Origin of the sequence: Phocaeicola sp. (assembly GCF_048170425.1) — a bacterium.
Lineage (GTDB): Bacteria > Bacteroidota > Bacteroidia > Bacteroidales > Bacteroidaceae > Phocaeicola.
Map to the genome: position 1 here is coordinate 1 of NZ_DBEXBB010000128.1, position 7,503 is coordinate 7,503.

The following is a 7,503-nucleotide window of genomic DNA, read 5'->3' on the forward strand; positions in this document are numbered from 1 at the left end:
TCGCTTTCCTTTCTTTTTCCCCTTTGCTGTCCTTTGTTTCTTTACCGCTCACCCGGACGGCTCTCAGAAATGCGGCAGGAGACGTTTTCTCCGAAAAGGAGAATCATTCTTTATCGGAAGCTTCGGGATGCGCTCAGAACGGGCGAAAATCCCTTTGGAAAAGAACTTGTTTTGGGGAACATGAGTCTGAATCATCGGGTTGATAACTTCTATTCCTGTAATTCTAAGAATTAAAACTGTTGGAGATAATTCATTTTATCTGTTAAAAGTTTTGTTGATGCTTGCAGATTAAAGAAAAAGAATTACATTTGCAGTGTACTAATAAGCTAATACACTAATACAATTTATTTACAACATGAACACGTCTATGATAAAAATCGAAGGTTTAACCTTCAGTTATGGAAAGAAAGCTTCCGTTTTTCAAGATTTCTCATTGGAAATGGAAGCTGGAAAGGTAATTGGTCTCTTGGGAAAGAATGGAACCGGAAAATCTACTTTACTTTATTTGATGAGTGGTTTGTTACGTCCACAAAGTGGTTTTGTATGGATGAAAGGGGTAGATGTACAAAAGCGTCTACCGGTAACCCTGGAGGATATGTATTTGGTTCCGGAAGAATTCACTTTACCCAATTTAAGCTTACAGCAGTTTGTGAAAGTGAATGCACCGTTTTATCCCCGTTTCAGCCAGGAGTTGTTGCGGACATGTCTGGCCGATTTTGATTTGAATGAGGACATTCATTTGGGAGAGTTGTCTATGGGGCAGAAGAAAAAGGCTTATATGTGTTTTGCGCTGGCAGCCAATACCTCCTTGCTTCTGATGGATGAACCGACCAACGGATTGGACATTCCTTCTAAAAGTCAATTCCGGAAAGTAATAGCTTCAGGAATGACGGAAGAGAAATCGGTAGTGGTATCTACTCATCAGGTACGGGATATTGACCGTTTGCTGGACCAGGTGGTAGTGATTGATGGGAATGAGGTGTTGCTGAACCGCTCGGTAGTAGACATTACAGATAAACTGTTGTTTGCGGAGCAGGGCATGAATGAACCGACGGATGACGCACTTTTTGTACAGCCATCCGTACATGGGAACAGTGTGATATGGCCCAATCTTGCGGGAGAAGAGAGCCCGTTGAACCTGGAACTTCTGTTTAATGCTTTGCTGACGGAACGTGAGAAAATACAAGCGATTTTTAAAGATAAATAAATGACACGACATGATGGAGACAACTTTTAGTATGACACGCGTACAGCATATCATGCGACGCGATTTGATAGAGAACTGGAAAAGTAACCTTTATGGTTTACTGGGTATTTTTGCAGCCTGCTTTTTCCCGATGTTAGGATTTTTATGGCAAGCGGAAAAATGGACAGGTAAAGATTATCCGTTTCCGGAGGTTTATTCTTTCGAACGCTTTTGCGGCAATATGTTAGGGATAATTGGTATGGTGGTTAGTGTGGCGATGATATTTTATGCTTCCCGAATCATGAAGTGTATGGATAATAAGGAGAAACGTATTTCTTATTTATTGCTGCCGGCTACGAAATTGGAGAAGTTCTTTTCTCGTGCTTTGTTTGTGACAATAGGTACTGTGTTGATGATTCTGGTTGCCTTGCTGGCTTTGGAACTTACCCATTATTTGTTGCTACCTTTGTTTGATTTACCGGCCGTATATAGCCAGCCGATGTTAGTGGAAGTATTTTCCATGAGGTGGGCTCATGCTTCGGTAGACGCAACAGGGGAACCTGTTTATTCTTGGTGGCTGATGCAGCTACTTGTATGGATATTCTGCTTGTGGCATCATTCACTTTTTATCTTGGGAGGCAGTTTTTGGTACAAACATCCTTTTCTGAAAACAATAGGGACTTGTTTGGCTGTAACTATTTTAGGAGGAATCTTGTTTGCGAATTTAGCAGAAGGAGGCTTTTTAGCTCGCTTTTCAGACTGGATGCAGGAACACTATCAAGACACTCCACAAACTGTAAATAGATTATTGACCATTGTTTCAGTTGTCTTTTTTCTATTTACTGTGTTCAACTGGTGGATGTCTTATCGGCTGTTTACTCGTTCGGAAGTTGTTAAACGAAAACTATGGCGCTTATGACTTTTAAAGAGAATAAACCGATTTATTTGCAGATAGCCGACCGTATCATGGATGAGATCCTTCAGGATGTGTATGAGGAAGAAGGGCGTATCCTGTCGGTACGAGAATATGCAGGGTTAGTGGAGGTAAATGCGAATACGGTGGTTCGTACGTATGATTATCTGCAGACACAGGGTATTATTTACAATAAGCGAGGTTTGGGATATTTTGTGACAACTGGAGCTGCCCGGAAGATTATTGAACTTCGGAAGGCTACTTTCCTCCAGCAAGTATTACCCGATGTATTTAAGGAAATGTATTTGCTGCATATTCCGATGGAAACTTTATCTGAATTATTTGAGAACTATAAGAAAGAACGGATGAAGTCTCAGGAATAAACAGTAGAAGATAATAATGAAAACGGATCTGAAGTAAGAGGGATAGATTCTCTTTGCTTCAGATCCGTTTTATTGTATGATGCTGCAACTTATAAAGTTACTGTATGCATAATCTTTTCCAATGCGCCGGCATTGTCCCGTACATAGTTTCCGGCTTTCTTTCCCGCTTTATCCAAGGCTTCATAATTATTCAGGAAGTTGTCCATAATCTTCTTGAAGTCCTCTGCTCCTTGTATTTCAAAGCCGCCCTTGCATTGAAGCAAACCTTGGGCTTCACGGAACCGTTTGTTGTTGGGACCGAAGATGACCGGCATGCCGTACACAGCAGCTTCCAGTACATTGTGGATACCTACGCCGAATCCACCTCCGATGTAGGCAATTTCTCCATAACGGTAGATAGAAGACAGTAAACCGAAACAGTCAATCAACAGGCAATCGGCTTCTTTCACCTTTTCTTCCGTAGCCTGTGTATAGCGTACTACGGTACGGTTCAACTTGCCGGTGATTTCCTTCAAATGGCTTTCATCAATGACGTGCGGTGCAATGATCAGCTTTACCTCCGGATGTGCATTGAGATAAGGAATGAAAATATCCTCATCCGGTCCCCAAGAACTTCCTGCTACAAAGGCGGTATGGTTTCCTTTGAATTTTTCTACCAATGGAAGTTCTTTAGCCTGATGGCAGATTTCCAATACCCGGTCAAAGCGTGTATCACCTACTATCGTTGTATTGGTAATACCAATAGACTCCAGCAGCTTTACAGAAGCTTCATCTTGTACAAACAAGTGCGTAAAGGTGCGAAGAACCTTGCGATAGCTTTTCCCATACCACCGGAAGAAAATCTGTTCCTTCCGGAAAATGGATGAAACACTGTAAACCGGAATATTCCGTCGTTGGAGTTCGTTCAAGTAGTTCTGCCAAAATTCATATTTAATAAAGAAGGCCATATAAGGCTGGGCCAGATCCAGGAAACGCTTTACGTTGCCCGGTGTGTCCAGCGGAAGATAGCAGACAATATCGGCTCCTTTATAGTTCTTTCGCACTTCATATCCGGAAGGAGAAAAAAATGTCTGAAGAATCTTGTACTGCGGACAGGTTTTCCGGATTTCTTCTATCAGCGGACGTCCTTGTTCAAACTCCCCTAAAGAAGCTGCGTGAAACCACAGGTATTTTTCTCCGCGGACAATCTGTTTCTCCAGTACGCCGAAAGCCTCTTTTTCCCCTTTGACCATCAACGACACTTTCTTATTAAAAAGTGCAGCTAGTCTGACTGCACTTGTATAAAGAGCGATGATAAGATTATAAATCATGTCTTAGCTTATTTGAGAACCTCTACTGCACGGCGCATGCGAGCCACTGTTTCTTCTTTTCCTAATACGGCCGAGATGTCAAACATGTGAGGACCTTTGCCTTCCCCTACTAATGTCAGTCGGAAAGCATTCATGATGTTACCCAAGTGATATCCTTTATCTTCAATCCACTTCATGACTACTTCTTCCTGGTGTGCCAGTGAGAAATCGTCCAATGATTCCAGCAGTGCAGCCAGTTCGGTCATGCGTTCAGCAGAATCTTCTTTCCAGCGTTTCTTCACTGTCTTTTCATCATATTCTGTTGGAGCTACGAAGAAGAATTTGCAAGTATCCCACAATTCCTTGATAAAACTTACACGGCCTTTCATCAGTCCGACTACGGTAACTACTTTGTCCATCGGTGCCTCGATGCCGTGCTCTTTCAGAATCGGCATGAACAACTGTGCGATTTCTTCGTCACTCTTCATCAGGATATATTCATGGTTGAACCATTTTCCCTTTTCATAGTCAAACTTTGCACCCGCTTTGCTACAGCGATGCAGGTCGAACAATTTGATGAGCTCATCCATTGACATGATTTCCTGGTCGTTACCCGGATTCCATCCTAACAAAGCCAGGAAGTTGATAACCGCTTCCGGCAGGTAGCCTGATTCACGGTATCCAGAAGAAACTTCTCCAGTTTTCGGATCATGCCATTCCAATGGGAATACAGGGAATCCCAAACGGTCACCGTCGCGCTTGCTCAGTTTACCGTTCCCGTCCGGTTTCAACAACAATGGCAGGTGAGCGAATTCAGGCATTGTATCTTTCCAGCCGAAAGCACGGTACAGCAGTACGTGCAACGGAGCTGAAGGCAACCACTCTTCTCCACGGATTACATGTGACACTTCCATCAGGTGGTCGTCAACGATGTTCGCCAGGTGGTAAGTAGGCAGTTCATCAGCTGATTTATATAACACTTTATCGTCGAGGATAGAAGAGTTGATAACGACCTCTCCACGAATCAGGTCGTGTACATGTACGTCTTCATTCGGTTCAATCTTGAAACGGACTACATACTGTTTGCCTTCTGCAATCAGCTTGTCCACTTCCTCTTTCGGAAGAGTCAGTGAGTTGCGCATGGAAGTACGTGTAGAAGCATCATACTGGAAATTCGGAATTTCCTGACGTTTAGCTTCCAGTTCTTCCGGTGTATCAAAAGCGATGTAAGCCTTTCCGTTATCGAGCAACACCTGTACATATTTCTTGTAAATGTCACGGCGTTCTGACTGGCGGTACGGACCATAGTTCCCTCCAAAGCTGACACCCTCGTCAAACTGGATGCCTAACCATTTGAATGACTCGATAATGTATTCCTCAGCACCCGGAACGAAACGGTGTGAGTCAGTATCTTCAATACGGAAAATCAGTTCCCCGCCATGCTGACGAGCAAACAGATAATTGTACAAAGCGGTACGTACGCCGCCGATATGCAATGCACCGGTGGGACTTGGTGCAAAACGGACTCTTACTTTTCTTTCTGACATTGTGGTTTTTATCTAAAAATACGCTGCAAAATTAATCTAAATTTCCCGTTTTTTTCTTATTTTGCACGCAAAATATCTTTTTAGCATGAAAAGTTTACAAACCGAGAAACCGTTTTCTTATAAAGGACTGTTATATAAGCTGGCCATTTTCGTGGTAACAGTATGTGTGATTGTCTATTTCTTGCCGCGCGAGGGGCGTTTTAATTATCAATTTGACATTAATAAGCCTTGGAAATACGGCTTGCTTCAGGCTTCGTTCGATTTCCCCATTTATAAAGATGATTCTGAAGTGCAGCGGGAACAAGACAGCATCATGCGTTTGTATAGTCCGTATTATCAGATGGACAAGACGGTGGCTGACCGCATGATTCAGCAGTTCAAAAAGGCCTATACTGATAGCTTGCACCGTATTATCCCCGCTCCAGCGTATCAGCATCATATTGAGCGGTTATTGAAATTAGTGTATGAGAAAGGGGTTATGGCTCCGAATGATTGGGAAAAGTTACGCAAAGACAGTGTACGTTCCATTCAGTTGGTAGACAAGAATACTGCAAACCAGATGGAAGTGAGCAGTCTTTATAGTTTTAAGACGGCATACGAAACATTGATTTATTCAGATACCGTGCATTATCAGCGGGCATTGCTACAGCGGTGCAATCTGAATGAATACATTGCTCCAAACCTTTCTTATGATGCTTCCAAATCGGAGGTTGCAAAGCAAGATTTACTTTCCGATTTGTCATGGGCTAACGGTTTTGTAATGAATGGACAAAAAATCATAGACCGTGGAGAGATAATTGACGCCCATACATATAATATCCTGAAATCATTGGAACGAGAGTGGAACAAGCGGAGTGAGACAGTAGCAGAAAAGCGTCTTACCTTGCTTGGACAAACGCTTTTTGTGGCTCTGCTGATAGGTTGCTTTATGATTTATCTGGATTTGTTCCGGAATGACTATTATGAAAAGCACCGGACATTGGCTTTGCTCTTTGTCATCATTGTAGCTTTTCCAGTGCTGTCTTCTGTCATGGTGGAACATGCATTTATGAGTGTTTACATTGTTCCATTTGCCATGATACCTTTGATCATTCGTATTTTCCTGGACTCGCGAACGGCATTTGTTGCCCATATTATAACCATTTTGCTTTGTTCGATATGTCTTCGTACGCCGCATGAGTTTATATTGTTGCAGACTGCGGCCGGTATGGCTGGTATCTATAGTTTGAGAGAACTGTCACAACGCTCGCAGTTGTTGCGTAGTGCATTGGTAGTGGCTTGTACGTATGCGTTGATGTATTTGGCGCTCGATTTGATACATGTCAGTGATGTGGCACAGTTAAGTACGCACATGTATGTCAATTTTATTATTAACGGCATGTTGTTGCTTTTTACCTATCCTTTATTGTTTATCTTGGAAAAGATGTTCGGGTTTACTTCGAATGTAACCTTAGTAGAGTTATCCAATATCAATAATAAATTGATGCGTGAAATGTCGGAAGTGGCACCTGGCACGTTCCAGCATTCCCTTCAATTGGCAAATTTAACTGCTGCGACTGCCAACCGTATCGGAGCTAACAGTCAGCTGGTACGTACGGGAGCCATGTATCATGATATCGGAAAAATGCTGAACCCTGCTTTCTTTACCGAAAATCAGTCAGGTATGAATCCTCATGATCAGTTAGGTTATAAACAGAGTGCACAAGTTGTTATAAGCCATGTGACTGATGGTATGAGACTGGCTGATAAGCATGATTTACCACAGGTGATAAAAGATTTTATTTGTACGCATCATGGGAAGGGTTTAACCAAGTATTTCTATATCTCCTATCAGAACGAGCATCCTGGAGAAGAGGTGGATAAGGAGGCCTTCCGTTATCCGGGTCCAAATCCTTTTACAAAAGAACAGGCTATCCTAATGATGGCTGATTCAGTAGAAGCTGCTTCGCGAAGTTTGTCTGAGTATACAGAAGAAAGTATTTCTGCTTTGGTAGAAAAAATTATCGATAGTCAGGTACAGGACGGGTATTTCAAAGAATGTCCGATTACATTTAAGGACATAGCTACCGTGAAAGCGGTGTTTAAGGAAAAGTTGAAAACCATGTATCATACTCGCATTAGTTATCCGGAACTGAAGAAATAGATTGACTAACAAAGACAAGAAAGCCACAGAATCTCTGTTCTT

Annotated in this window: 6 protein-coding genes; 4 read left to right on the plus strand and 2 right to left on the minus strand. The window is 42.4% G+C overall.

Translation table 11 applies throughout. The features are described 5' to 3' along the window. Positions 1–367: 367 nt before the first annotated feature. From ACMJ0U_RS04970 to ACMJ0U_RS04980, 3 genes are read left to right on the plus strand one after another with little or no spacing between them, the layout of a single operon-like run. Entirely contained in the window at positions 368–1,207 is an 840-nt protein-coding gene (locus ACMJ0U_RS04970; protein WP_417128566.1) for an ATP-binding cassette domain-containing protein, read from the plus strand. 10 nt (positions 1,208–1,217) lie between these two features. Continuing rightward, positions 1,218–2,105, plus strand: a complete 888-nt coding sequence (locus tag ACMJ0U_RS04975) for a hypothetical protein (RefSeq protein WP_417128567.1) — start codon at positions 1,218–1,220, stop codon at positions 2,103–2,105. Then, positions 2,102–2,482, plus strand: coding sequence for a GntR family transcriptional regulator (locus ACMJ0U_RS04980; protein ID WP_417128568.1), 381 nt, complete (start codon positions 2,102–2,104; stop codon positions 2,480–2,482). Before ACMJ0U_RS04975 ends, ACMJ0U_RS04980 begins: the two co-directional genes overlap by 4 nt. A gap of 89 nt (positions 2,483–2,571) precedes the next feature. Here ACMJ0U_RS04980 and ACMJ0U_RS04985 read toward each other — a convergent pair whose 3' ends face one another. Both ACMJ0U_RS04985 and gltX read right to left on the minus strand, forming a co-directional pair. Further along, positions 2,572–3,792, minus strand: a complete 1,221-nt coding sequence (locus tag ACMJ0U_RS04985; protein WP_417128570.1) for a 3-deoxy-D-manno-octulosonic acid transferase — start codon at positions 3,790–3,792, stop codon at positions 2,572–2,574. An 8-nt stretch (positions 3,793–3,800) separates the two neighbouring features. Then, positions 3,801–5,318 carry a glutamate--tRNA ligase gene (gene gltX, locus ACMJ0U_RS04990; RefSeq protein WP_417128571.1) on the minus strand — a complete coding sequence of 506 codons (1,518 nt, stop codon included), beginning with the start codon at positions 5,316–5,318 and terminating at the stop codon, positions 3,801–3,803. An 85-nt stretch (positions 5,319–5,403) separates the two neighbouring features. On the opposite strand from gltX, the gene ACMJ0U_RS04995 reads away from it, so the two are divergent. Further along, entirely contained in the window at positions 5,404–7,461 is a 2,058-nt protein-coding gene (locus tag ACMJ0U_RS04995) for an HD family phosphohydrolase (RefSeq protein ID WP_417128573.1), read from the plus strand. The last annotated feature ends 42 nt before the right edge of the window (positions 7,462–7,503 follow it).